Source organism: Bacillus amyloliquefaciens DSM 7 = ATCC 23350 (assembly GCF_000196735.1).
Classification (GTDB): Bacteria; Bacillota; Bacilli; order Bacillales; family Bacillaceae; genus Bacillus; species Bacillus amyloliquefaciens.
The window spans coordinates 1,017,381-1,041,062 of record NC_014551.1; the positions used below are offsets into that span (position 1 = coordinate 1,017,381).

25 protein-coding genes are annotated in these 23,682 nt (G+C 45.9%); 20 read left to right on the forward strand and 5 right to left on the reverse strand.

The genetic code is table 11. The annotated features are described in order from the left end of the window. The first annotated feature begins 8 nt into the window (after nucleotides 1–8). The 13 genes from BAMF_RS25605 (at nucleotide 9) to BAMF_RS25665 (ending at nucleotide 12,102) form a co-directional block, all read left to right on the forward strand. The gene (locus BAMF_RS25605; RefSeq protein ID WP_013351614.1) at nucleotides 9–719 is read left to right on the forward strand and encodes a hypothetical protein; all 711 of its coding nucleotides are present in this window, start codon (nucleotides 9–11) and stop codon (nucleotides 717–719) included. A 358-nt stretch (nucleotides 720–1,077) separates the two neighbouring features. Beyond that, nucleotides 1,078–2,973: a serine/threonine protein kinase PrkA gene (prkA, locus tag BAMF_RS25610; RefSeq protein WP_013351615.1), complete on the forward strand. Its 1,896-nt coding sequence runs from the start codon at nucleotides 1,078–1,080 to the stop codon at nucleotides 2,971–2,973. Nucleotides 2,974–3,161: 188 nt separating this feature from the next. After that, nucleotides 3,162–4,340 carry a sporulation protein YhbH gene (gene yhbH, locus BAMF_RS25615; protein ID WP_013351616.1) on the forward strand — a complete coding sequence of 393 codons (1,179 nt, stop codon included), beginning with the start codon at nucleotides 3,162–3,164 and terminating at the stop codon, nucleotides 4,338–4,340. A 187-nt stretch (nucleotides 4,341–4,527) separates the two neighbouring features. Then, the gene (locus BAMF_RS25620) at nucleotides 4,528–4,992 is read left to right on the forward strand and encodes a MarR family transcriptional regulator (protein WP_013351617.1); all 465 of its coding nucleotides are present in this window, start codon (nucleotides 4,528–4,530) and stop codon (nucleotides 4,990–4,992) included. A gap of 36 nt (nucleotides 4,993–5,028) precedes the next feature. Continuing rightward, the gene (locus tag BAMF_RS25625; RefSeq protein WP_014471640.1) at nucleotides 5,029–5,694 is read left to right on the forward strand and encodes an HlyD family secretion protein; all 666 of its coding nucleotides are present in this window, start codon (nucleotides 5,029–5,031) and stop codon (nucleotides 5,692–5,694) included. Nucleotides 5,695–5,788: 94 nt separating this feature from the next. Next, nucleotides 5,789–7,330, forward strand: coding sequence for a DHA2 family efflux MFS transporter permease subunit (locus BAMF_RS25630; RefSeq protein ID WP_088030675.1), 1,542 nt, complete (start codon nucleotides 5,789–5,791; stop codon nucleotides 7,328–7,330). Nucleotides 7,331–7,354: 24 nt separating this feature from the next. Next, nucleotides 7,355–7,888 (forward strand): NAD(P)H-dependent oxidoreductase, encoded by a 534-nt coding sequence (locus BAMF_RS25635; protein WP_013351620.1) that lies wholly within the window; start codon nucleotides 7,355–7,357, stop codon nucleotides 7,886–7,888. A gap of 12 nt (nucleotides 7,889–7,900) precedes the next feature. Continuing rightward, nucleotides 7,901–8,272: a hypothetical protein gene (locus BAMF_RS25640; RefSeq protein ID WP_013351621.1), complete on the forward strand. Its 372-nt coding sequence runs from the start codon at nucleotides 7,901–7,903 to the stop codon at nucleotides 8,270–8,272. Between the two features lie 118 nt (nucleotides 8,273–8,390). Beyond that, the gene (locus tag BAMF_RS25645) at nucleotides 8,391–9,158 is read left to right on the forward strand and encodes a hypothetical protein (protein ID WP_013351622.1); all 768 of its coding nucleotides are present in this window, start codon (nucleotides 8,391–8,393) and stop codon (nucleotides 9,156–9,158) included. A 2-nt stretch (nucleotides 9,159–9,160) separates the two neighbouring features. Next, complete coding sequence (locus BAMF_RS25650) at nucleotides 9,161–9,538, forward strand: GntR family transcriptional regulator (RefSeq protein ID WP_013351623.1); 378 nt, start codon at nucleotides 9,161–9,163, stop codon at nucleotides 9,536–9,538. Continuing rightward, the gene (locus BAMF_RS25655) at nucleotides 9,528–10,244 is read left to right on the forward strand and encodes an ABC transporter ATP-binding protein (protein WP_041481636.1); all 717 of its coding nucleotides are present in this window, start codon (nucleotides 9,528–9,530) and stop codon (nucleotides 10,242–10,244) included. The genes BAMF_RS25650 and BAMF_RS25655 overlap by 11 nt, the downstream gene beginning before the upstream one ends. Next, on the forward strand, nucleotides 10,245–11,162 hold the full coding sequence (locus BAMF_RS25660) for an ABC transporter ATP-binding protein (protein WP_013351625.1): 918 nt from the start codon (nucleotides 10,245–10,247) through the stop codon (nucleotides 11,160–11,162). Then, nucleotides 11,155–12,102: an ABC transporter permease gene (locus BAMF_RS25665; protein ID WP_013351626.1), complete on the forward strand. Its 948-nt coding sequence runs from the start codon at nucleotides 11,155–11,157 to the stop codon at nucleotides 12,100–12,102. Before BAMF_RS25660 ends, BAMF_RS25665 begins: the two co-directional genes overlap by 8 nt. An 84-nt stretch (nucleotides 12,103–12,186) precedes the next feature. Here BAMF_RS25665 and cspB read toward each other — a convergent pair whose 3' ends face one another. Next, nucleotides 12,187–12,387: a cold shock-like protein CspB gene (gene cspB, locus BAMF_RS25670; protein WP_003155376.1), complete on the reverse strand. Its 201-nt coding sequence runs from the start codon at nucleotides 12,385–12,387 to the stop codon at nucleotides 12,187–12,189. Nucleotides 12,388–12,767: 380 nt separating this feature from the next. Between cspB and BAMF_RS25675 the strand changes: the two genes are divergently transcribed. Further along, the gene (locus BAMF_RS25675) at nucleotides 12,768–13,592 is read left to right on the forward strand and encodes a MetQ/NlpA family ABC transporter substrate-binding protein (RefSeq protein ID WP_013351627.1); all 825 of its coding nucleotides are present in this window, start codon (nucleotides 12,768–12,770) and stop codon (nucleotides 13,590–13,592) included. A gap of 15 nt (nucleotides 13,593–13,607) precedes the next feature. On the opposite strand, the gene BAMF_RS25680 is transcribed toward BAMF_RS25675, so the two are convergent. Beyond that, on the reverse strand, nucleotides 13,608–14,690 hold the full coding sequence (locus BAMF_RS25680; protein WP_013351628.1) for a GGDEF domain-containing protein: 1,083 nt from the start codon (nucleotides 14,688–14,690) through the stop codon (nucleotides 13,608–13,610). A 151-nt stretch (nucleotides 14,691–14,841) separates the two neighbouring features. On the opposite strand from BAMF_RS25680, the gene BAMF_RS25685 reads away from it, so the two are divergent. Continuing rightward, the gene (locus BAMF_RS25685) at nucleotides 14,842–16,233 is read left to right on the forward strand and encodes an L-cystine transporter (protein WP_013351629.1); all 1,392 of its coding nucleotides are present in this window, start codon (nucleotides 14,842–14,844) and stop codon (nucleotides 16,231–16,233) included. A gap of 291 nt (nucleotides 16,234–16,524) precedes the next feature. Continuing rightward, the gene (locus BAMF_RS25690; RefSeq protein ID WP_013351630.1) at nucleotides 16,525–16,860 is read left to right on the forward strand and encodes a M20/M25/M40 family metallo-hydrolase; all 336 of its coding nucleotides are present in this window, start codon (nucleotides 16,525–16,527) and stop codon (nucleotides 16,858–16,860) included. Nucleotides 16,861–17,028: 168 nt separating this feature from the next. Here BAMF_RS25690 and BAMF_RS25695 read toward each other — a convergent pair whose 3' ends face one another. Then, nucleotides 17,029–17,535, reverse strand: coding sequence for a hypothetical protein (locus BAMF_RS25695; RefSeq protein ID WP_013351631.1), 507 nt, complete (start codon nucleotides 17,533–17,535; stop codon nucleotides 17,029–17,031). Between the two features lie 143 nt (nucleotides 17,536–17,678). Between BAMF_RS25695 and BAMF_RS25700 the strand changes: the two genes are divergently transcribed. Together BAMF_RS25700 and BAMF_RS25705 are read left to right on the forward strand one after the other, a co-directional pair. Then, nucleotides 17,679–18,170 (forward strand): YhcN/YlaJ family sporulation lipoprotein, encoded by a 492-nt coding sequence (locus tag BAMF_RS25700; protein ID WP_013351632.1) that lies wholly within the window; start codon nucleotides 17,679–17,681, stop codon nucleotides 18,168–18,170. A gap of 122 nt (nucleotides 18,171–18,292) precedes the next feature. Then, nucleotides 18,293–19,195 (forward strand): hypothetical protein, encoded by a 903-nt coding sequence (locus BAMF_RS25705; protein ID WP_013351633.1) that lies wholly within the window; start codon nucleotides 18,293–18,295, stop codon nucleotides 19,193–19,195. On the opposite strand, the gene BAMF_RS25710 is transcribed toward BAMF_RS25705, so the two are convergent. Continuing rightward, nucleotides 19,196–19,864: a spore coat protein gene (locus tag BAMF_RS25710; protein WP_013351634.1), complete on the reverse strand. Its 669-nt coding sequence runs from the start codon at nucleotides 19,862–19,864 to the stop codon at nucleotides 19,196–19,198. Between the two features lie 186 nt (nucleotides 19,865–20,050). On the opposite strand from BAMF_RS25710, the gene BAMF_RS25715 reads away from it, so the two are divergent. Both BAMF_RS25715 and BAMF_RS25720 read left to right on the forward strand, forming a co-directional pair. Then, nucleotides 20,051–22,114, forward strand: a complete 2,064-nt coding sequence (locus BAMF_RS25715) for a bifunctional metallophosphatase/5'-nucleotidase (RefSeq protein WP_013351635.1) — start codon at nucleotides 20,051–20,053, stop codon at nucleotides 22,112–22,114. Beyond that, a complete protein-coding gene (locus BAMF_RS25720; RefSeq protein WP_013351636.1) occupies nucleotides 22,111–22,707 on the forward strand; it encodes a class D sortase in 597 nt (198 codons plus the stop codon). Before BAMF_RS25715 ends, BAMF_RS25720 begins: the two co-directional genes overlap by 4 nt. On the opposite strand, the gene BAMF_RS25725 is transcribed toward BAMF_RS25720, so the two are convergent. Continuing rightward, a complete protein-coding gene (locus BAMF_RS25725; protein ID WP_013351637.1) occupies nucleotides 22,704–23,612 on the reverse strand; it encodes an RluA family pseudouridine synthase in 909 nt (302 codons plus the stop codon). The genes BAMF_RS25720 and BAMF_RS25725 overlap by 4 nt on opposite strands. Between the last annotated feature and the right edge of the window lie 70 nt (nucleotides 23,613–23,682).

The following is a 23,682-nucleotide window of genomic DNA, read 5'->3' on the forward strand; positions in this document are numbered from 1 at the left end:
GAGCTGCAGTGGAAACAACAAAAAAATTGAGTCATTTAAAAATGTACGGAGCCGGACACGCGGCCGGAGGCTCCTACCAGAATGTAAGCATTAAAGGCGAAGGGACTGTCGGCGAAGGACTTCGAAGCGAACGCTGCCGGATATTCGGTACAGGGCGTTTTCTCGGAGATGCCGAAACCAATCGGCTGAAAATTTTCGGAGAGCATGAGGTTGAAGGAGATTTATCGGCTCGTTCCGCAAATGTGATCGGCACGCTGAAAATTGGCGGCTCTATGCGTTTCACCCGAATGAGGCTGAAAGGACTTGCTGACATTTCCGGCAGTGCTGCGGGAGAGCAGTGCCATATAAAAGGCAGTCTCACCGTCAGCGGGGATTGCGAGACGGAGCAGCTTCATGTAACCGGCTGTATCAATGTGGCGGGATTGTTAAACGCGGGAGACGTAAACATCCATTTGCGTTATGACCAAAGCAAAGTCAAAGAAATCGGCGGCACATCGATTACCGTCAGACGGAAACCCGGTCTTCTTAAACGGAAAGCGGGAATGCTTTCTGCTGAATTGATTGAAGGAGACACGGTTTACCTCGAATATACGAAAGCGGACATCGTCAGAGGGAAGCATGTGGAAATCGGCCCGGGGTGCAAAATCGGAAAAATCGAGTATCGAACAAGCTGTAAAACACATGAGAAATCAACTGTCCAAGAACACATTCAAATATGAAACATTGTTATGTTGTACAGGAAAGGGTGCTCTTCATAAGGAGCACCCTTTTTGCCGTTATTCGTTTTCAGGCTTGCTGTCGTAACCCGCCGTAAAAATGGATACTAAAAAAGTGAGAATGACCCCCAGTAAAATGATCGTTTTCATCATTTCTCCTCCTCTTTGCTTTTCCATTTGCTGTCCGAGTCTGGATGAAACTGTATTTCTTTCATTATGAACGGTGCACCGGACCCTTGTCAATGACCGCCTTAAAACGCCTTTATTTTTAAGAAACGAAAAGCATGTATTTCACATCACCGCATAGATTGTAACAAAGTACCTTATTTCTAGTGCATTAACCATGATAGAGGAGGTTCTTATGGATATATTAAAGAAAATTGAAAAGTACAGAGAGGAAGAGCAGCGTCTCAAATGGGAAGGGACGTTCGCTGATTATTTGGAGATCATAAAAGAAAATCCATTGGTCGCACAGTCTGCTCATTCTCGCGTTTTTAATATGATAAAAGACAGCGGAATCGAGGAGAATGACGGTAAAAAGACATACAGCTTTTTCTCGCGGGAGCTGTTCGGCCTTGAAGAATCTCTGGAACGGCTCGTGGAGGAATACTTTCACCCGGCTGCCAAGCGGCTCGATGTAAGAAAACGGATTTTGCTATTAATGGGACCCGTCAGCGGCGGGAAATCAACCCTTGTCACCATGCTGAAAAAAGGGCTTGAAGCCTACTCATTGACAGACAACGGCGCAGTTTACGCCATCAAAGGCTGCCCGATGCATGAAGATCCTCTCCATCTCATTCCCCATCATCTGCGCGAAGACTTCTACAGAGAATACGGGATCAGAATTGAGGGCAGCCTGTCTCCGCTTAATGTCATGCGGCTTGAAGAAGATTACGGCGGCAGAATTGAAGATGTAAAGGTTGAACGCATTTTCTTCTCTGAGGATAAGCGTACCGGAATCGGAACCTTCAGTCCGTCCGACCCGAAATCACAGGATATTGCCGACTTGACGGGGAGCATTGATTTTTCAACGATTGCCGAATACGGCTCGGAATCAGATCCACGCGCCTATCGGTTTGACGGGGAATTAAATAAAGCAAACCGCGGAATGATGGAGTTTCAGGAAATGCTGAAATGCGATGAAAAATTTCTGTGGCACCTTCTGTCACTCACGCAGGAAGGGAATTTCAAAGCCGGGCGGTTTGCGCTCATCTCAGCTGACGAATTGATTGTTGCGCATACGAACGAAACGGAGTACCGCTCGTTTATTGCCAATAAAAAAAATGAAGCCCTTCATTCCAGAATCATCGTGATGCCTGTCCCTTATAATTTAAAGGTGTCCGAGGAAGAACGGATTTATGAAAAAATGATTTCTGAAAGTGATGTTTCTGACGTTCACATCGCCCCCCATACATTAAAAGTGGCTGCGATGTTTTCTATTTTAACCCGGCTGAAGGAACCGAACCGGTCTGATATTGATCTTGTCAAAAAAATGAGGCTCTATGACGGGGAAAGCGTTGAAGGTTACAATTCTGTTGATCTGGAGGATATGAAGAAGGAATTCCATGATGAAGGAATGAGCGGAATCGATCCGCGCTATGTCATCAACCGCATTTCCTCAACAATTATCAGAAAAAATATGGAATCCATCAATTCGCTTGACGTGCTGCGTTCCTTAAAAGAAGGACTTGACCAGCATCCTTCCATCTCTGCCGAGGACAAAGAGCGGTATATGAATTTTATTTCCGCCGCCCGGAAAGAGTACGATGACATTGCCAAAAAAGAAGTGCAGAAGGCGTTTGTCTATTCATATGAAGAATCCGCTAAAACACTCATGGATAATTATCTAGATAATGTGGAAGCGTACTGCAACAAAAATAAGCTCCGCGATCCGCTGACGGGAGAAGAAATGAATCCTGACGAAAAGCTGATGAGATCCATTGAAGAGCAGATCGGCATTTCAGAAAACGCGAAAAAAGCGTTCCGAGAAGAAATTTTAATCCGCATATCGGCCTATGCAAGAAAAGGAAAACGCTTCGACTACAATTCACATGAAAGACTCCGGGAAGCGATTCAGAAAAAGCTGTTCGCCGACTTAAAAGATGTGGTGAAAATTACGACTTCAACCAAAACGCCGGATGAGCAGCAGCTTAAAAAGGTCAATGAGGTAGTGGCGCGGTTAATAGATGAACACGGCTATAATTCGACAAGCGCAAATGAACTGCTGAAGTATGTCGGAAGCTTGTTAAACCGCTGATGCTTGATTCATGAAAGGCCCGTCCGTATAAGGACGGGTTCTTTTGTCTGTTTTTCGCAATTGTTTGTCAATTGGAAAGTCCGTCCGGCATAAGATAAGAATAAATCTTTTCGCCGGACTTGTTTCATAAACAGGAACAAGCCGGAATACACATGTAAAACGACCATAACGGTTAAGGAGGGGAATTCATGTCCCGTAATGACAGCGGAAATTTTTTGATTTCAGAGGAAGACTGGTCCCTCCATCGCAAAGGCTTTGACGACCAGCAGCGCCACCAAAAGAAAGTACAGGAAGCGATAAAAAACAACCTTCCGGACCTTGTCACTGAGGAAAGCATTATTATGTCCAACGGAAAGGATGTCGTGAAAATCCCGATTCGTTCGCATGATGAATATAAAATCCGTTATAACTATGATAAAAACAAACATGTCGGCCAAGGTGACGGTGACAGCGAAGTCGGCGATGTCGTCGCAAGAGACGGCGCAGATAAAAAGCAGGGGGCCGGAAAAGGCCAGGGAGCCGGCGATCAGGCAGGCGAGGATTATTATGAAGCGGAAGTTTCATTGATGGATCTGGAAGAAGCGCTGTTTCAGGAATTAGAACTGCCGAATCTGCAGCAAAAAGAAAGGGACAATATCGTCCATACCGATATCGAGTTCAATGATATCCGGAAAACCGGACTGACAGGGAATATTGATAAGAAAAGGACGATGCTGTCGGCCTATAAACGAAACGCCATGTCAGGCAAGCCGTCGTTTTACCCGATTTATCCGGAAGATTTGAAATACAAAACATGGAATGATGTGACGAAGCCGGAATCGAAAGCTGTCGTATTAGCCATGATGGATACAAGCGGTTCGATGGGCGTATGGGAAAAATATATGGCGAGGAGCTTCTTTTTTTGGATGACACGATTTTTACGGACAAAGTATGAAACGGTTGATATCGAATTTATCGCCCATCATACGGAAGCGAAGGTTGTGTCTGAAGAAGATTTCTTTTCAAAAGGCGAGAGCGGCGGAACCATCTGCTCCTCCGTATACCGGAAGTCTCTTGAATTAATTGATGAAAAATATGATCCCGCGCGCTACAACATCTACCCGTTCCATTTCTCAGACGGAGATAATTTAACATCGGATAATGCGAGGTGCGTAAAGCTTGTCAATGACATCATGAAAAAATCGAATCTGTTCTGCTACGGTGAGGTCAATCAATATAACAGGCATTCCACACTCATGTCCGCCTATAAAAATGTCAAAGATGATAAATTTAAATATTACATCCTGAAGCAGAAATCAGACGTATTTCAAGCGCTGAAAAGCTTTTTTCAAAAAGAAGAAGCGGGTGTAAGCAAAGCATCGTATTAAACAAAAAGCCGAGTGAAGAATCGTGCGGCTGCGATTCTTCCTCTCGGCTTTTTTTAATTAAAAATAAAGAGAAAAAGCGGCATAAAAAAAATCCTTAAAAAATGAAACTTTTCTCTTTACAAACCTTCTTACATTTATTAATATTTTATCTTGTGAACTATTATTAAGGGAATGAGGTGAAAATACGGTGATTGAATCAGAGCTCGCTTTGCTCAGTTTTGAACAGCTGTTTGATACTTCCAGATCGATTTACAAAAAGCAGAAAATGATTCTGGAGACAGTTCTGGAACCTTATGATATTACAGTCCTGCAGTATCTGCTGATGTTCAAAATACATAAGAGCAAAAGCACGCAGCTTTCAAGGCTGGCTTTGTCGCTTGATCTGAAACCGGCGTCTGTCACGAGAATGACCGATATTCTGTATAAGCGCCGCTTAATGGATCGGAGCGACTATCACGACGACCGGCGTGTTGTTATGATTCAGTTAACCGAAGAGGGGGAAGAACTTCTACAGAAAGCTGCTGTTCAATATGCCGAAAAAGCGGCGATCTTATACCAGCAGCTCAATACCGCTGACCTGCAGTACCTGCGCAAGCTTGCCGAAAGTTTAACGAAGCTTGCAAACGGCTGTGCAGTGAAAAACGGTAAATAAAAAAATCCCCACATATTTTTATCATCATTCCACAAAATGATAGAGGAAGAAACGAAAGGAGAAAACAAAATGAACAGAGGACGTTTAATTCTGACCAACATTATCGGTTTGATTGTTGTTCTTGCAATTATAGGCGGAGGTGCTTACTACTATTATCAAAGCACACACTATGTAAAAACCGATGAAGCGAAAGTTGCCGGCGACATGGCTGCTATCACAGCTCCTGCTGCGGGTAAAGTAACTGACTGGAACCTTGACGAGGGGAAAGAAGTAAGTAAAAACGACGTTGTTGCAAAAATCAAAGGACAGCAAAATGCTGACGTAAAAGCCATCATGGATGGAACAATCGTGAAAAACCAAGTGAAAAACGGCCAAATGGTGCAAGCCGGTACGACAATTGCCCAGGAAATTGACATGAAACACCTTTACATCACTGCGAACATTAAAGAAACAGACATTAAAGACATTGAAGTAGGAAACAAAGTAGATGTCGTTGTTGACGGAGACCCGAATACAACATTTGACGGAACTGTAGAAGAAATCGGTTATGCGACAACTTCAACTTTTGATATGCTGCCTTCTTCAAACTCAAGCGGCAACTACACAAAAGTAACGCAAAAAGTTCCTGTTAAAATTTCACTTAGCAACCCATCTGACAAGGTGCTTCCTGGTATGAACGCATCTGTAAAAATCTCTGAATAATACAGATCAGTCATCAAACCATGAAGGGAGGTTGTCTTAGGTGGCTAAATCAGATAATCAAGTAAAAAGTCCTAAAACATTGCTTATTGTGCTTATGGCCGGGTTATTCCTGGCGATCTTGAACCAAACGCTTCTTAACGTGGCGATGCCGCACTTAATGACCGAGTTCGGTGTGAGTGCGACGACGATTCAGTGGCTGACGACCGGGTACATGCTGGTCAACGGCGTTTTGATTCCGTTATCGGCCTTCTTAATTACCCGGTTCGGGCAGAGAAGCCTCTTTCTCGTAGCCATGTTCTGTTTTACAGCGGGAACGTTAGTCTGCGGTATCGCGCCTAACTTCTCAACCATGCTGATCGGCCGGTTAATTCAGGCGGTCGGCGGCGGTATCCTGCAGCCGCTTGTCATGACAACCATTCTGCTTATCTTCCCGCCTGAAAGCAGGGGGAAAGGAATGGGGATTTTCGGTCTTGCGATGATGTTTGCTCCTGCGGTCGGACCGACTCTTTCCGGCTGGATCATTGAGCATTACACATGGCGCATTATGTTCTACGGCCTTGTTCCGATCGGGGCGATCGTTATTATCGTAGCGTTCTTCCTCTTTAAGAACTTGGTGGAACCGCAAAAAATCAAACTCGACAGCTTGGGTGCGATCCTATCCATTGTCGGATTTGCTTCATTGCTTTACGGAGTCAGTGAAGCGGGCAGTGACGGCTGGGGAGATCCGATCGTTCTGTCTACTGTCATTGTCGGTATCATCGCGATTGCCGCGTTTGTCATTCAGCAATTGCGCTCTGAAAAACCGATGCTCGACTTCCGGGTATTTAAATATGATATTTTCTCACTTTCCAGTGTGATTAACATCATTATTACCATTGCGCTTTACACAGGAATGTTCCTGCTTCCGATTTACCTGCAGAACTTAGTCGGCTTTACGGCGCTGCAATCGGGTCTCTTGCTATTGCCGGGCGCGATTGTCATGCTGATCATGTCGCCGATTTCCGGTATTCTGTTTGACAAAATCGGTCCGAGACCGCTTGCGATCATCGGGCTGGTCATCACGGTCGCAACGACATTCCAGTATACAAAATTGACAATTGACACACCTTATACGCATATCATGCTTGTCTATGCCATCCGCGCATTCGGTATGTCACTGTTAATGATGCCTGTTATGACAGCCGGAATGAACCAGCTTCCGGCACGATTGAACAGCCACGGCACGGCGATGAGCAACACGCTCCGCCAGATCAGCGGTTCAATCGGAACAAGTTTGATCACAACTATTTATACGAACCGCACGACTATGCATTATTCGCAGATTGCGGATAAAACGAGCACGGCTGATCCAAACTTCATGCAGTCGTTCCAAAGCGCGGTTTCGAATTTAATGGTCAACATGAACATGTCGCTTGATGCGGCGAAACAAACCGTTTATTCATATCTCTACAAAACAGCTTCACTTAATTCCAATGTTATGGGGATTAATGACGCGTTTATGTGGGCGACGATTTTCGCTGTTATCGGCGTTGTCCTGAGCCTGTTCTTGCGTGACGTACGGAAAGACAAACAGCGGGCGAAGAAAAAAGAGGAGCTGTCATTGCTTCCGGCCCCTAAAGAAGTGAAGGAATCTTAATCATCTGAATGGGAGGTTTCCTGAATGAAAATTTACGTAGTGTACGATAGTGAAGGCGAACACACAAAACACCTTGCCGAAGCCATTGCGGAAGGAGCAAGAGAAAACGCTGAGGCTGAGGTTCTGATTGACCATGTCGATCAAGCCGACATCCGCAAGCTGAAAGATATGGATGCCATTATCTGGGGATGCCCAGGACACTTTGGCACTATCAGTTCAGGCTTAAAAGCGTGGATCGACAAACTCGGCTACCTGTGGGCTGAAGGCGAGCTGATTGATAAAGTCGGCGCTGTATTCTGCACGACGGCGACAACGCACGGCGGATTAGAAATGACAATGCACAATCTGATTACTCCGATGTTTCACCAAGGCATGATTGTTGTCGGCCTTCCCGGAAACGTCCCTGAAAACGCTCTGTACGGCTCTTACTACGGCGCAGGCGTCACATGCCCGGTTGACAGCGATGTGCTGATGACGGAAGAAGGCCTTCAATTAGGCCGAGCGCTTGGCCGACGTGTCAGCCAGGTTACAGGTAATTTAACAGCCGGACGACAGTAAGGAGAGGGTTATATGGCCATTATTATAGCGGTTATTGCTGCTGTCATTGTAATTGCACTTCTTATCACATTCAATGTCCGCAGCACTGCTGCAGGACAGAATGTCAGAGAAGAAACCAGAGAAGCGATCGGCACTGCAGCCGAACAGCCGGAAAAGCATGATCCGGCCGAGGAACGCTCGGCCGAGCATGTTCCCGTCGTTGTAAAATCTGAAGCTCCCCGTGAGAAAAAGAATACAATGGGCGATGATGTGTACCGTCAGGCGCTTCAGAAGTTTAAGACTTCTGACACGGATCAGGAAACAAATGATCCCGAAAGCGGCGGCAAAATGCAGGATAGCAGCTATCGTGATGCGCTGCTCTCCTTAAAAAACAAAAAGAAGTAACGGAAAAGGCAAATCTGCGTAAGAGCGGATTTGCCTTTTTTTATTGAAGATATTGTCATTCACTATGATCTAGTGTACTATGTTACTCATACACTGGATTCGAATGGAGAGAAAAAGAATGACATCGTTTTTAGGTTTGCTGAAAAAAGATGCGAAGGTTTCATGGGTCTGGCTCGCAGTTTGGCTTTGCGTCATGATTTGCTGGGCGCTTACAGCCCACATAATCGCTGCCCGGCAGAAAGAACCGCTCGTCATTTTCGGCTTTTTTGCGGCAATGGGGTTTTTTCAATTTCTTGTGGCGCCGCTTTTTATGTACTATCACCTCCATAAGGAAGGGAAAAATCAGCTGTGGCTTTACAATCCGAATGGCGGGTTTTATCTGCTGGCTTCCAAGCTAACGGCCTCACTGCTGTATCAGTTTATCGGACAGCTGGCGCTGACCGGCTACGGCATTTGGATGTACCGGATGCTTTCTGCAAAAGGAGCCCTTGAACAGCCCGTTCCCCTTGCCGGCACAATGACCGGACTGAATGCTTATCTGCTGATCAGTTCAGCGTACTTATCAGTGATCGTAGCCGTATTTTGGACTGTTTTTCACTCGTTAAAACATTTTCCCGTCCTCCGTTGGGTGATCTGCATCGTGCTTGCCGCAGTATGGTCTTATATTGACGATAAAATCATGACGCCTTTCACTTCATCTCAGCATCATTTATGGCCGGTAAAAGTGTATGCGGATTTTGATTTTCACTATACAAAATTGGCCGGCTGGAAGATGGAACTGACGGCCGTCCACTTCTCGCTTTTCAGCTTCCTTGCCGTGATCGTGTTTTCGGCGGTTTGTCTCGCGCTGGCCTCTATGCTGCTGAATCGCAAGGTTGAGGTGTAATGATGGAGCATGAATTTCAGTCATCTAAGCCGATTTATCTGCAGATTGCCGACCGTGTATATTACCGGCTGATCCGAAGTGAGCTTTCGCCGGGAGACAAATTGCCGTCCGTCAGAGAGATGGCCTTACAGATGAAAGTGAATCCGAATACGATACAAAGAACATACAGTGAAATGGAAAGGCTGGGGATCGTGGAAACGAAAAGAGGACAGGGAACCTTTATATCAGAAAGACCTGATCTGAAAGCAGAGCTGAAAGACCGGCTGACAAAAGACGTATTCAAACGCTTTATTCAGGAAATGGCGGAGCTGGGGCTATCTGCTCAAGAAATGCTCGACGGGATCAAACAATATGCGGAGGAAGCAAACGATGAATCTTGATTTTGAACACGTCACAAAAAAATACGGCCGCAGGCTCGCGGTCAGCGATGTCTCATTTTCATTGTCTCCGGGTAAGATCTACGGAATATTAGGGCCGAACGGAAGCGGTAAATCCACAACGCTGAAAATGCTTGCCGGGCTTGCGTTCCCGACCGCGGGCACAGTCCGGATCGGAGGCCGTGCCGTAAGCCGGAACATGCTTTTTCGTACGGCTTATTTAACCGAACATGATATGTTTTTCGCCCGGACGACTGTCGGTGATATGCTCGCATTTTATCATTCACAGTTCCCGGATTTTCAGCTGGAAAAAGCACACGGCCTATTATCGGAAATGAATCTCTCAGCGGAGCAGAAGATAAAAGAACTGTCCAAAGGCAGCCGGGGCAGGCTGAAAATCGTCCTGGCCCTGTCGAGAAGAGCATCCGTTATTCTGCTGGATGAGCCGTTTTCCGGCCTGGATCCGGCGGTCAGGGAATCGATTGTCAACAGTCTCGTATCTTATATTGATTTTGACAGTCAGATCGTAGTCATCGCCACACATGAGATCGATGAGATTGAGACGCTGTTAGACGAAGTGATGGTGTTCAGAAAAGGGAAAATCGCTGAACAGCGCGAGGTCGAAGAAATTCGCGAACAGGAAGGAATGTCCGTGCTTCAATGGTATAAAAGCGTCATGCAGAAGCACGAAAAAGAAGGGGGATTCTAATTGGAAACGGTATTGGAACTGCAACAGGTAAAGAAAACGATAAAAGGACGAACGATTATTCATGATCTGAGCTTTTCCGTCCAAGCGGGCGAAGTATTTGGGTTTTTAGGGCCGAACGGAGCGGGAAAAACCACTACGATCAGAATGATGGTCGGATTAATGAAACTGTCTCATGGAGACATCGTAATCTGCGGAGAATCCATTACGAAAAACTATTCAAAAGCGGTCAGGCACATCGGAGCCATCGTGGAAAACCCGGAACTGTACAAATTCCTGAGCGGTTATAAAAACTTACAGCAGTACGCAAGGATGGTAAAAGGCGTTACGAAAGAAAAAATAGATGAGGTCATCGAGCTCGTCGGATTACAGGACAGAATACATGACAAAGTAAAAACCTATTCTCTTGGGATGAGACAGCGCCTCGGCCTTGCCCAAAGCCTGCTGCATAATCCTAAGGTTCTGATTCTGGATGAACCGACAAACGGCCTTGATCCCGCAGGCATCAGGGAAATCAGGGACCACCTGAAAAAGCTGACACGTGAAAAAGGGATGGCGGTCATCGTCTCAAGCCATCTGCTGTCAGAAATGGAGTTAATGTGCGATCGAATCGGCATTCTGCAAAAGGGGGAGCTTGTCGATATACAAAAGGTAAGGGATGAAGGAAAAGAGGATAAAGATACATACTTCTTCCATATTGAACAAAGAGAAGAGGCACTTGCCGTCCTGACTCAATTTGACTGTGTGAAGAAGACAAACGGCTTTGAGATCAAGCTGTCAAAACAGGAAGTGCCTGATGTGATTTCACTTCTCGTCCGTGAAAATGTCCGCTTATATGAAGTGAAAATCGTCACAAAATCTTTAGAAGACCGTTTCTTGGAAATTACCGGGGGAACGAAAGAGGAGGTTCAATATGTTTAACCTGATCTATAATGAATGGATTAAAATTTTCAGCCGTGTCGGCACGTGGGCAATGATTGTGATTTTAGGCGTTGCGATGATAGGCTTTGCGCTTCTGTCAAACCACTTTACTTCCAATGAAGCCAATCCGAATTGGAAACAAGAGCTCCAGGCTGAAAACAAAGAAATGAAACAGCAGATGAAGGAAACCGGAAATCAGACTCTCATTGATAATCTGAAACAGAATATCGCGATAAATGAATATCGCATTGATCATAATATCCCGAAAGATACAGGGTACACAGTATGGTCATACGTAGCTGATTCTGCGATGATGACTGTTTTGACCGGCTTGTTTACGATCATCATTGCCGCAGGCATCGTGGCGAATGAGTTCAACTGGGGGACGATCAAGCTTCTGGCCATCCGCCCGCTCAGCCGTTTTCAGATTTTGCTTTCTAAATATATGACGGTGCTGCTGTTCGGGCTGCTTATGCTTGTAATTTTATTTGCCGGCTCCGCTCTGTTGGGATTACTCTTTTTCGGCACAAGCGGCGACACAGCCGCTAATGTTCATCTCGTATACAAAGACGGACAAGTTTTTGAGCAAAATATCATCGCATTTCTGGCGAAAACATACGTATATGAATCTGTCTCGGCCTTTATGCTTGCGACGATGGCGTTTATGCTGTCTGCAGTATTCCGGAACAGTTCGTTAGCGGTCGGATTCTCTATTTTTCTATTGGTTATGGGAAGCACGGCGACTGTATTTCTCGCTGCGAAATTTGAATGGGCAAAATATATTTTATTTGCCAATACGGATTTATCGCAATATATGAACGGGACTCCTTTAGTAGAGGGCATGACGATGACATTTTCGGTTGTGATGCTTGTGATTTACTTCATCATTTTTATGGCGCTCGCATTCGGCGTCTTCTTAAAACGGGATATTGCTACCTGATATAAAAAGCTGTTTTGCCTTTGTCAAAACAGCTTTTAAATTAAAAAAACCTGCCGGCGTACACCGGCAGGTTTTTTAAGACATTTATGCTTTTGTTACGTTAGCAGCTTGTGGTCCGCGGTTTCCTTCAACGATTTCGAAAGAAACAGATTGGCCTTCTTCTAAAGTTTTGAAGCCTTCGCCTTGAATAGCAGAGAAGTGAACGAATACATCGTCTTGACCTTCTACTTCGATGAATCCGAATCCTTTTTCAGAGTTGAACCATTTTACTTTACCTTCTAACATGAAATTTCCTCCTAAAGCGACATAACGCTTAAATTCACTATTCTTGCTCTAAAACAAACTTCCAAGACGAAAACTCTTACAAAACTTTCTTCTTAAAGATAGTTCGAACAAAAATAATTACCTTTACTCTACCAGTAATCCGGAGAAAAAACAACTGCTAAATGTAACTTTTTTTGAAATAACATTATTTAAGGCGGAACACTCTGGTGGGGAAAGCCGATCTGAGACTGAACAGCACATTTTCAGCTGGTAAAAGCCGCTTTTTACCCTGTGAAGGAAGCAATTGACAACCCTTTTTTAAATCGGTATTGTTAACATAATCATAGCCCGAATGCATGGTGCAGCTTTTGCACATAACAATAGATAGGGAGTAGGTTATCTTGAACCTGCGGCTTATAAACAGTCTGTTTCTCTTCATCGTGATCATGTCACTTACTTCATGCCATTCCCCCGCGGGGAATCGGACAATTACTATCGGAATCAATGAATCTGATCAAATGATCTGGGATTTTGTCGCAAAAAAAGCAAGAGAGAAAGGGTTGAATCTTTCATTGGCAGCGTTTTCGGATTATGCGGAGGCTGATTTGGCACTTGCCGGCGGAGATCTCGATGCCAATGCGTTTCAAACCGTTTCTTATTTTAAATCCCTGCCGCCTAATGTGAAAAATAAGCTGGCTCCTTTAGGAACGACATATGCGGCGTCGATCGGGGTGCAGTATAAACAGCTGGAGGATATACCGGACGGCGCGGTCATTGCCGTGCCTGACGAAGCGGCGGCCTTCGACAGAGCGCTCTTTCTCATGCAGGAGGCCGGACTGATTACATTGAAAAAAGGATTCAACGGGACGGGTTCAGCAGATATGATCAAGGACAACCCGAAACATCTGATCTTAAAAACGGAAACAAAAAAGAACGCATTTCAAGCGGCGGAACATGCTGACGCAGCAGTTCTCAGTCAAAGTGACGCGAAAAAAGCAGGATTTCATGCGGAGAAGGACGCATTGATCCGATCGGCGCAGATGAAGGAAGCGTATCTCCATCTGATCGCCGTCAGAGCTGAAGATAAAGATGATGAGCGGATGCGAACACTCCTGTCTTTGTATCAATCAGATGATACCGCGGCGTTTATTGAAAAAGAATATCAGGGCAGCCTGGTTCCTGTTTTCCTGCCGGGCAGCAGCGTTCTCACTGAAAAGAAAGAATGATTCCCCTTGCGGCGGTCATTCTTTTTTTTCAGTGCTGCATACTTGGTTGCGTCCCGATGTTTTTGCTTTGTACAGCAGCCGGTCTGCGATCAGAGGCAATGTCTGCGGATCCGCCGTATTTGTCGGATAATGCGCGATGCCGAGGGAAACGGTCACGGGAATTGTATCTCCGCTCGTTAAAAGAATCGGGTTCCCGTCAATAGCCTGTCTGATTTCTTCTGCGAGGTGAAGCCCTTTTTTATATGTGCAATTCGGTATAAGCACGGCAAATTCTTCGCCGCCGATCCGGGCTGACGGATCAGAGCCGCTGATTAAGAACCTCAGCCGCGCCCCCAGTTCCTTCAGCACTTGATCGCCTTCATAATGGCCGTATTGATCATTGATCTGTTTAAAGTGATCAATATCAAAATAAATAAGCGCGAGCTGAGATGAGGCGGATTGAGACGCCCGGTCGTAAAGAACGCGCGAGACTTCCTCAAATTTTCTCTTGTTAAAAATTCCCGTCAGAAAATCATAATTCGCTTGAAACTTGTATTGCTTGAATAAAAGGCGGGCGTCGGCTTCGTGTTTGATGATATACAGTGACAGCATTCCGCCCACGGTGGAAATGAGCCAATAATAAACGAGGGCCCCGGCAGGCTGCTGTTCAGGCATAAGTAACAGCATCGTCAAGGTGAAAATAACGTTTGAGAAAAGCAGCATAACGAACGCCTTTTTGCGATCCGGCTTTTTTCCTCTGAGGACGGCCACAGAAAGAATCGCAATCATCCCGACTGCGACGATGGAAAAAATGGCGCTGGCATTGAAATTGATCAGTATCCGGCCTGCGACGATAATCATAAAGGCAGCTGCCGTAGACACCCAGCCTCCGTAAAGAGCGGCAATAATAATGGGGATATTTCTGAGATCAATGATGGAATCGGAGTAAGAAAAGCCGAAAGCAATCAGAAAAACCCCTAAAAGCCCGCAGGCCGTCCCCTTCAGTAATTGAAACATCGGACGGTCTTCTTTATGCGAAAGCGACTCTTTAAAAAGAAGGGTGAAGAGATAATTAAATGTGATTAAAATCGTCAAATTAAGAAACAGTTCCTTCAGCATAACAATCACCCTTATATAAGTTACTAAAGAAAGGGTGGAAAGAAAAGAGAAAAGTCTATAAAAATACATATATTGTCAATTCTTACTTGACCGATCGGAATTGATATAATATAGTGTTAAAGGATAATGAACAAGGGAGTGTTTACCTGTTTTGGAGAATTTATTTGTTGTCTTACATGTTTTCATAATGCTTTTGCTTATAGCAGGTCTGTTTGTGATGCAAAAAAAACACGTTTCCTTTTCTAAACGTGTCTTTACCGCGCTCGGATTAGGCATTGTATTCGGTTTTGCACTGCAATTGATTTACGGGCCGGCTTCACATATCGTTACACAAACGGCCGATTGGTTTAATATCGCCGGCGGCGGTTATGTCAAATTGCTTCAGATGATCGTCATGCCGCTCGTCTTTATTTCCATTCTCGGCGCATTTACGAAACTGAAGCTGACCCATAACATCGGAAAAATCAGCGGCCTGATCATCGGAATTTTAATCGCCACGACAGCAATTGCCGCGGCAGTCGGAATTGTTTCGGCGCTTTCCTTTGATCTGAAGGCCGTTCATATCGACCAAGGGAGCACTGAGTTATCAAGAGGACAGGAGCTGCAGCAAAAATCTGAGGATATGACGGCCAAAACGCTGCCTCAGCAAATCGTTGAACTTCTGCCGGCGAATCCGTTTCTTGATTTCACGGGGGGAAGACCGACTTCCACCATCGGAGTCGTTATTTTCGCCGCTTTTCTCGGCATCGCTTTCCTCGGAGTGAAACGGAAGCAGCCGGAGCACGCTGCGACATTCAGCGGAATTGTCGATGCGGTTTACGCGATTATTATGCGAGTCGTTACATTAATTTTAAGGCTGACGCCTTACGGGGTATTGGCGATTATGACAAAAACGATCGCGACAAGCGACATCGACAGCATTGTGAAATTGGGCATGTTTGTTATCGCTTCATACGCCGCGCTTATCGTCATGTTTATCATTCACTTGCTGCTGATTACGTTCAGCGGTTTAAATCCGGTCACATATGTGAAAAAAGCATTTCCGGTCATGGTGTTTGCCTTTACGTCCCGTTCTAGCGCAGGGGCTTTGCCGCTCAATATTAAAACACAAAAAAGCATGGGCGTACCGGAAGGAATTGCGAACTTCGCAGGTTCATTCGGCTTATCGATCGGACAAAACGGCTGTGCCGGCATTTACCCGGCGATGCTTGCGATGATGATTGCGCCGACGGTGGGGCAAAATCCGTTTGAACCGGGATTTATCATTTCCGTCATCGCGATAGTGGCAATCAGTTCCTTCGGTGTAGCAGGCGTAGGAGGCGGCGCGACATTTGCGGCTCTTCTCGTCTTATCCGCTTTAAACATGCCTGTTGCGCTTGCCGGTCTGCTCATTTCAATTGAGCCGTTAATTGACATGGGGCGCACCGCCTTAAATGTCAGCGGCAGCATGACTGCGGGACTGTTAACAAGTAAAATGACGAAGGAAACCGATACCTCGGTTTATAATGATTCTTCCATCGTCATTGAAGCTGAAGAAGCTTAACTAAAGCCTGCCATTGGCACATAAGTTTTTTGTCAGCCACACTGCATGGCTGGTCTCATAAAAATAAAATTCTCGACCTTAAAAAGCCTTAACTTCACCCGGAAGTTAAGGCTTTTTTTAGTGAGAAGAAAGACGTTTGCCGCTGCATTAATTGTCTGTTCCCCAGACTATCAGTGTCTCCCTCAGTATTAATCACTAGGTTTTGAGCCAAATGCTATCAATGTAATTCCGTCATTAGCGACATTTACAGTTGATTTATGTGATCCGGACGAAAAGAGACCTCAAGAAGAATTGGCACTAGCCAATTACCTGAAAGATTTGGTAGAGTCTGAAAGCGCATCTATTACATCTGAACAATTAGTCCGTTTTAATCCCGTGGTATTTGATAAAAATATCGTTGAATTGATTGAGCGGGCTGCAAATAAACGAGGGCTGGAATCGAAACGGATGACCTCCGGAGCCGGGCACGATGCACAAATGATGGCCCGCATCTGTCCAACGGCTATGATTTTTGTCCCAAGTGTAGAGGGGATCAGCCATAACCCTGAAGAGTACACGAAAGATCATGACCTTGCAGCGGGTGCCCATGTATTGTTAGATGTCGTTTGTAATCTATCGTCTGACTAATATCAAAATCAATTTATAGCTTGGGATGATGGATGGAGCCTTACGGTTAAACAAGATGCCTGTTGTGACAATTGTTAACGAATGAAGGATTTTTTAGCTCACCGAGTCCAAAACCGGCGGGATTAAAGAACCCACGAATCCTTACTAGACAAGGATTCGTGGGTTTTTTTACTGATTTCCGGGTTCGATTTCTTCCAGCATATTCATCACGGTGCTGTCATTTAAAACATTTACCGCGCTTTCTTCAAAGTGAATCGGCTCCGTATAGTGAGGCTTTGCCGAAGTTTCTTTTCTGCGGTCTGTCTGTCCGTCTGTATGCCTCCGGCTGTGTTCATGAGACGAAGATGATGCGCCGGAGTGATTGCGGGAAGTCTGCTCATGCTGCTGGCGGCCGGATTCCCCGCCGAAAGCCTGTTTGATCAGCTCGGCAGGCTGCATGGAGCCGGTTTGTGAGTGCCGGGCTTTGTCTGTATGCTGCTGGCGGCCGGATTCCCCGCCGAAAGCCTGTTTAATCAGCTCAGCAGGCTGCATGGAATGAGCGCCATCCTTATGCTGCATTTGTCCTGAAACCATTCCGGTGATTTTGCGGCGGATTTCCGGTGATAAAGCTGCGATCAAAAGTGATGATCCGATCAGCAGCGCTGTCGGGCTGATGCCTTTTTTTTGTCTGAACAAGTTAAATCCCTCCTCATTCAATTGATTACGCTTATCTTTTCCTTTCCTTCTGAAATTTATCCAAGCCGCATAAAGCAAACGGCGTGCATAAATCCCGCCGAATAGAAAAACCTATACGTAAAGTGAGAAAGGAGGAATTCAACATGATAAAAAAACAAGCAGTTATTTCTGCCCTTCTTCTGCCGATGCTGATTACCGCAGGGTGCAGCATGGGGAACCAGGGAGAAGGAAAACGAAATGACAACCGTACCCAGAATGTAAATTACCGCAACACGCCTACTGATCATAATAACAACCGTAACCTGAGAGTAGCTGATAAAGCCGCAGACAAGGTGACTGATCTGAAAGAAGTTAAAAATGCAACTGTGATCGTTGCCGGAAACAGCGCTTTTGTTGCCGTTGTTTTGACAAATGGGCAAAAAGGCGCCAGTGCCAACCATTTAAAACAAAAGATTACCGATAAAGTGAAATCAGCCGATAAACATGTCCGGACAGTATATGTATCAGCAAACCCGGATTTCGTTGAACGTATGCAAGGCTACGTAAAACGAATCAAAAACGGCCACCCTGTATCCGGTCTGTTTGATGAATTCGGTCAAATGGTGCAGCGTGTATTCCCAAATCCCAATAAATAAATGAATTTGAAAAAGCCGCATTCTGCTGCGGCTTTTTTATTTTATCTGCCGTCACGTCCCAACGCTCAGGCGCATAAGGTAAAGAATGAGATGAAAATTGAAGGATCGGGGAGGGAGCTTGTTTGCGTGACAGCATGGGGAAACGGGCGGTATTCACTCTGATCCTGTGCGGAGTCCTTGTCATATTGGCTGTCAGTTCAGCCGTTTCAGTAAGTATGATGTACGTCCTGTCAGGCCAAAACAGCCGCTCTGTTCCGACGAAGGAACAAGTGACTGAACACATGAATAAAGAAATTTACAAACATACAGCGATTTACTATACGGCGGATGAAAAGCCGCTCTTGGATCTGACCAAGCTTACGCTAGACTACGCAAAGCGTATCAGCCAAATCATTGTCGGTTATAAAGGAACAGCGCCCCTTGAACTCATTTTCTTTTCGGATGAAGCTGAAATTGAGCAATATTCAGGGTTAAAAAATGTAGTCGGTTTTTATTCAGAGCAGGAGCAGATGATAGGACTGTTGCCTGAAGAGAAAAAACAGCTTTTGAAAAAAGATGAGCTGGCTGTTTTTATGTATAAGCAATTGATTATACATGAATATACGCACTATGCGTTTCATCAAAAAACACGTCAAATGGGGACGGCTACGTCTGTATTTCCGCTTTGGTTTCATGAGGGGCTGAGCGAGTGGGTCGCGCATTATGATGTAGTCATTGATCCGATTACATTTTCCGTCGTGCCGTTTGATCAATTAACGACCGACCGAAAATGGCAGAAATCGCGTATGGAATATGAGACGGATGTGTATTTGCAAAGCTTTTATATGATAAAGGATTTAACCGATACATTCGGAGAAGGCATTATTTTAACCATTATTAACAAAACAGCCGAAACACAGGATTTTGAAAAAGGCTTTGAAGCGGCTACAAAAGAAAGCCTGAAACGCTTTGAACATGATTTCACAAAAGCATATGAAAAAAAGAAAACGGCATTGGAGAGACAGGTATCCAACGCCGTTTCTTAATCAATGCAGGTTTTGCTGCTGCTGTCCCGTTTGGCCTTTAGTCGGAGGCATCTGCGGCTGCCCCTGCGCCGGCGCAAAGGAATTCAGCATGGTCTGCATATCTTGTGCATTGAGCTGAGGAACCTGATAATAACCGTGTTTGTTTTGGTATAAGAAGATTTCATAAGCCATTTCAACGTATTGCTGAATTTGAGCGGAGAGCACTCTTCTTGTCACAGGATTGGTCATTTCAAGCGAGCTCATCGTCAAGAGAGAAGCTTGTGCTTTAATCAGGCCGAGCATATGGCCGCTTATCCCAAGATCTTTGACATCACTTAATGATTGATTCGGTTTTTTCGGCTGTGTCGGTTTTATACCGTACACGGCTTGGTTCTGTTCCTTCATCATATATGTTGAAGTTTCCTGAGAAGGCTTTTGACCGGTCTTAAAGCATTCTGCCGTCAGATTATAGAGTCCGAGAATGAATTGGTACTGGCGATCAAGGATATCGGCCAGCTGCTGATCCTGTATAAATTGTCTGAGCATCATAAATTGATCCAAAACGCCGACTGTTCCGGCCAGTACTTCATGCATATCGAAAAGCTCATGTCCTCCGTGATTCACTTGCGGTGAACCCGGCATCCCCTGATTTACTGGCGACTGCTGCTGCTGATTCTGCTGCTGTTCCACTGGTTGTATTCCTCCTTCATGTCAAATCAGATGTGAAGAAAGCCGATCCGTTATACATCAAGACCTAATTCGTTACATGGTGATTATTTACTATTTTGCGCCAGCGAAGACAATCTTTACAAAAAAGTGATGTGATTTTTAAGAAAATAAGCTAACGTATTTCTTAGAAGACAAGGGGGGAAATGTATGAAGAAAAAAAGGTGTATGCGTCAGTGGTTCTGTCTGCTGGCGGTTTGTTTTATGATTTTCAGCGTAAAAGATGCGGAAGCAGTCGGACAAGCCGGTCCTCTGAATGAATCTGGAACGGATAAGGCAGATAAAGAACAGCGGACAGAAGACCCCGGCCGTGTCCCGCTCAGAATCATCAGCATGAATGATCTGCACGGAAAAATTGATCAGCAATATGAGCTGGACCTTAACGGAGACGGTAAACCGGACGGCACCTTCGGCCGGATGGACTACGCTGCGGCGTATATTAAAAAGGCGAAAGCCGAGAAAGAAAACGCCCTCGTGGTGCATGCGGGCGATATGATCGGGGGCAGTTCCCCTGTGTCAGCCCTTTTTCAAGATGAACCGACAGTTGAACTGATGGAAGACATCGGTTTTGATGTCGGAACTGTCGGCAACCATGAATTCGATGAAGGAACAAATGAGCTGATGCGGATCATCAATGGAGGAGATCATCCGGACGGTAAGGGGACAAGCGGTTATGACGGCCAAAATTTCCCGCTCGTTTGCGCCAACTGTAAACTGAAATCAGGAGAGTCCTTTCTGCCGCCGTATGAAATCAAATACGTTTCCGGAATTCCGGTCGCTTTTATCGGGGTTGTAACAAGATCGGCAGCAGGCATGGTCATTCCGGACGGAATCAAAAATATCACGTTTACCGATGAGGTAAAGGCCGTAAATGAAGCCGCCGCCGACCTGAAGAAGAAAGGAATTAAAGCAATCGCAGTGCTTGCCCATATGTCTGCTGAACAAAATGGCACAGCGATCACGGGAGAATCCGCAAAGCTGGCCGACGGGACAGACTCGGAGATTGACGTGATTTTCGCCGCGCACAATCACAAAGTCGTAAACGGGGAAGTCAACGGGAAGCTGATCGTGCAGGCATTTGAATATGGAAAAGCAATCGGAATCGCCGATCTCGAACTTGATAAAAAGTCGAAGGATATCGTAAAAAAATCAGCGGAAATCCAATACATCGATCAAAGTAAAATTAAGCCTGACCCGGCAGCGGCAAGCATATTAAGCAAATATGAAGAGAAAGTGAAACCGATTGTCAGCGAAGTGGTCGGGGAAGCGGCCCATGAAATAACGGGCGGCTATTCAAATGACGGGGACACGGCACTCGGAAATCTGATTGCCGACGGTATGAAAGCGAAGATGAAATCCGATTTTGCGCTAATGAATGGCGGCGGCATCCGGGACGGCATAAAAAAAGGGCCGATCACATGGGGAGATCTTTATAATATACAGCCGTTCGGCAATGTACTGACGAAGCTTGAAATCAAAGGGAAAGATCTGCGAGACATCATCAATGCGCAAATTTCCCCGGCTTACGGCCCGGATTACAGCATCAGCGGATTTTCTTATACATGGAACCCGGAAACCGGAAAAGCGGTTGATATGAAAATGGCGGACGGGACAGACATACAGCCCGAAAAGGTATATACATTAACAGTCAATGATTTTATGGCAAACGCAGCCGGGGCAAAATACGGCCCAATCGGGAAACTTGGGAAACATCCGGTGACGGGGCCGGAGGATTTGGAAGCGACAGTAGACTATGTCAAAAGCTTTTCAGCTCCGATTACTTATCAAGCGGAGGGCCGCATCCGCACGGCATCAGGAACCGAATCACCTGATGACACCGGAAACCCGCCGGGGAGAGAGGAAACACCCGGAGGCAGCAAACCTGATAACGGAGAAAAACCCGATCCGGCGGAAAAACCAGCTAAAGAAGATAAACCTGCTGGGGCAGAACAGCCTGATCACACCAAAAAACCTGAACGTCCTGTCATAGAAGAAACAGCTTCAGACACCGTGCAACCAATTCCTGAAACCCACGCTGAGCCGGCTCCAAATCTGGAACAAAGCACAAAACAGACTGAAAGCGGCACACAAAAAGGCCGCCCATTGCCTGATACTTCAGCGGGCAGCCATCAGACGGCGCTGGCCGGCATGCTGATTACGGGCGCCGGCGTATTTTGGCTGTACAGAATGAAAAGGAGAACCCGCACACCATGAACAAGCTGAAACACATTCCGCTTCTTGTCATCATCATCGGTGTCATTATCACATGTTATGGAAGCTGGAAGATCGTCGATTCACATATGAAAACAAACCAATCGCTTGAGGAAGCAAAAAAAGCGGCTGAACCCGTTCTGGCAAAGAAAGAAACGAATAGAGCCGCTTTGGCGCAGCGCAAAAAAGAATTTCACCCCAAAACAGGTGAAGCAAGCGGTATTTTAGAAATCCCTAAAATCGACGCTGACCTCCCGATTGTGGAAGGGACTGACGCAGATGATTTAGCAAAAGGCGTTGGACATTACAAAGACAGCTATTATCCGGATGAACACGGCCAAATTGTATTATCCGGCCACAGGGACACGGTGTTCCGCCGGACCGGCGAACTGAAAAAAGGAGACAGACTGAACGTGATTCTGTCTTACGGCACGTTTTCTTATAAAATCAGGCATACAAAAATCGTCAGCCGGGATGATACGTCCGTCATCACCCTTCAGCACGAGCGGGAGGAACTGATCCTGACCACTTGCTACCCGTTTTCTTATATCGGAAATGCGCCGAAACGATACATTATATATGCCGACCCGGTTTAAGAGAAATACGTTTCGGCAAAGTGTGCCAGATCAGCCGGCATCGGCGCTTCGGCAACAATTTCTTCTCCGGAGATCGGATGGACGACACTGACCTTTTTTGCGTGAAGCGCCTGTCTGTGAAACAGCGCCCGGCTTCCGCCGTACAGCTCATCTCCCGCTAACGGATGGCCGATGCTTGCCATATGCACCCTGATTTGATGTGTTCTTCCGGTTTCCAATTCAAGCTCAACCAGTGAAAGCTGTGCGCCGGGATGATAGCCTTTCACTTTGTAATGGGTGACGGCGGCTTGTCCGCCGGGTGAGACGCGCCTTCTGACGGAATGTGACCTGTCACGGCCGATCGGAGAATCAACCGTGCCTTTTTTCGGCTTCACTTTCCCCTCCGCCGCGGCGATATAGGTGCGTTTTAATGTTTTGGTTTCGAGCTGACGGTCAAGGATTGCATGAGCCAGCCGATGTTTAGCGAAAACGACCGCACCTGACGTGTCCCGGTCAAGACGGTGAACGTGGCGCACTTTCGCCTGTTCGCCATTGATTTGAAAATGATAAGCGATCAGGTTGCTGAGGGTTCCGGTCTGACCCTCTTCATTCGGATGAGTCGGCATCCCCGCCGGCTTATTTGCAATCAGCATATGACTGTCCTCAAATAAAATTTCCGCTTCTCCATATTCCGGAACCACCGTAGAGTCCGTTTTTTCCTGAAGATCAATGAATAGGCGGTCTCCGGTTTTCAGTATGATGTTGTTTTTGGGAGATGTTCGATTTACTTGAATGCTTTCTTGGTTCATCCATTCAGTTATCACGGGTTTTGACGCCTGAAATTCTGATTTCAGGACAGAAAACAGCCATTGTCCGGCGTGTTTTTCCGTAATCAGAAGCTCCAGCCCGCGGTCATTTTGTTTCATATCATAAAGCTCCTTTTCAAGCGGAAAGCGGCTGTTTCAATAGGAAACACTTACCTTAGCTTTCGCGTTT

What these genes read in the sequence shown, in the direction of transcription:
- BAMF_RS25700 (WP_013351632.1), top strand. Translation starts at nt 17,679, where the DNA reads ATGATAAAAAAACAAGCAGTTATTTCTGCCCTTCTTCTGCCGATGCTG.
- BAMF_RS25625 (WP_014471640.1), top strand. Translation starts at nt 5,029, where the DNA reads ATGATAGAGGAAGAAACGAAAGGAGAAAACAAAATGAACAGAGGACGT.
- BAMF_RS25650 (WP_013351623.1), top strand. Translation starts at nt 9,161, where the DNA reads ATGGAGCATGAATTTCAGTCATCTAAGCCGATTTATCTGCAGATTGCC.
- BAMF_RS25640 (WP_013351621.1), top strand. Translation starts at nt 7,901, where the DNA reads ATGGCCATTATTATAGCGGTTATTGCTGCTGTCATTGTAATTGCACTT.
- BAMF_RS25720 (WP_013351636.1), top strand. Translation starts at nt 22,111, where the DNA reads ATGAACAAGCTGAAACACATTCCGCTTCTTGTCATCATCATCGGTGTC.
- BAMF_RS25655 (WP_041481636.1), top strand. Translation starts at nt 9,528, where the DNA reads ATGAATCTTGATTTTGAACACGTCACAAAAAAATACGGCCGCAGGCTC.
- yhbH (WP_013351616.1), top strand. Translation starts at nt 3,162, where the DNA reads ATGTCCCGTAATGACAGCGGAAATTTTTTGATTTCAGAGGAAGACTGG.
- BAMF_RS25630 (WP_088030675.1), top strand. Translation starts at nt 5,789, where the DNA reads ATGGCCGGGTTATTCCTGGCGATCTTGAACCAAACGCTTCTTAACGTG.
- BAMF_RS25635 (WP_013351620.1), top strand. Translation starts at nt 7,355, where the DNA reads ATGAAAATTTACGTAGTGTACGATAGTGAAGGCGAACACACAAAACAC.
- BAMF_RS25680 (WP_013351628.1), bottom strand. Translation starts at nt 14,690, where the DNA reads ATGCTGAAGGAACTGTTTCTTAATTTGACGATTTTAATCACATTTAAT.
- BAMF_RS25725 (WP_013351637.1), bottom strand. Translation starts at nt 23,612, where the DNA reads ATGAAACAAAATGACCGCGGGCTGGAGCTTCTGATTACGGAAAAACAC.
- BAMF_RS25645 (WP_013351622.1), top strand. Translation starts at nt 8,391, where the DNA reads ATGACATCGTTTTTAGGTTTGCTGAAAAAAGATGCGAAGGTTTCATGG.
- cspB (WP_003155376.1), bottom strand. Translation starts at nt 12,387, where the DNA reads ATGTTAGAAGGTAAAGTAAAATGGTTCAACTCTGAAAAAGGATTCGGA.
- BAMF_RS25665 (WP_013351626.1), top strand. Translation starts at nt 11,155, where the DNA reads ATGTTTAACCTGATCTATAATGAATGGATTAAAATTTTCAGCCGTGTC.
- BAMF_RS25715 (WP_013351635.1), top strand. Translation starts at nt 20,051, where the DNA reads ATGAAGAAAAAAAGGTGTATGCGTCAGTGGTTCTGTCTGCTGGCGGTT.
- prkA (WP_013351615.1), top strand. Translation starts at nt 1,078, where the DNA reads ATGGATATATTAAAGAAAATTGAAAAGTACAGAGAGGAAGAGCAGCGT.